Here is an 856-nt window from a genome sequence, read left to right as displayed (position 1 = left end):
CCGGGCCGCCGCCGCGAGCACGCGCGCGCCTTCCGCGACGCCGCGGCCGTCGAGCCGGTCGAGCGCGTCGGCCGCCGTGTGGATGCGCGCCAGCGTCCGCCACGTCCCCCGGCTCAGCGTCGCCGCCGCCCACCCAGCGTCGGCCAGCGCGACCGCGTCGACCAGGATCCCCGGCACCAGCCGCCGCACCGACAGCGGCGCCGCGGCCGCCGCCGCCCCGGCCTGGAACGCCGCCGTCGCCACCCCGGCGCCGCGCCCGGTCATCACGGTGCAGCTTCCCGCGTCGTCCACCCCGTCCACGTTGAGCGCGACGCCGGCCGCGACCCCGGCCGCCCGGCGCTGCCCCGCCCACGCCCGCGCCCCCGCCAGCCCCAGCTCCTCGGCGCTCGTCAGCAGCACCCCCAGCGGCGCGTCGAGGTCGCGCGTCGCCGCGGCGGTCAGCAGCACCGTCACCACCCCGCTCGCGTCGTCCAGCGCCCCCGGCGACCGCGCGGTCACGACCGAGGCCGCCACGGGGAGGGCGGCGACCACGCCGGCCGCCGCCAGCCAGGGCCACCACGCGGCGCCCGCGGCCCCCGCGGCCTGCGCCCCGGCCAGCGCCAGCGCCACCAGCCAGCAGGCGATCGTCGCCGTCACCCCCGCCGCCCGCACCCCGATCGGCACCGGCTGCGACTTGGAGTCGAGGTGCGCCACCAGCCACACCCGCGGCGCGTCGCGGCCGCGCACCGCCTCCAGGTTCACCCCGGTGCTGCGCCGCCCACGCCCCGACGGCCCCGCCGACGACGAGCAGCCCCGCCAGCCGCGCCAGCGCCGTCCCGGTCCGCCCCTGCGCGCCGATCCGGGCGGCCGCGCCGAG

Annotated in this window: 1 protein-coding gene; it reads right to left on the bottom strand. The window is 82.5% G+C overall.

The window, feature by feature from the left end:
- Positions 1–741 (bottom strand): M28 family peptidase (locus PYV61_RS26045; RefSeq protein ID WP_275836802.1); only part of this gene is annotated, 741 nt, incomplete at its 3' end.
- Positions 742–856: the final 115 nt, after the last annotated feature.

It is taken from the genome of Roseisolibacter sp. H3M3-2 (genome assembly GCF_029211165.1).
In the GTDB taxonomy this organism is placed as follows: Bacteria; Gemmatimonadota; Gemmatimonadetes; order Gemmatimonadales; family Gemmatimonadaceae; genus Roseisolibacter.
Note: the sequence above shows the minus strand (reverse complement) of the source record. Positions and strands in the feature narration are given on the sequence as shown.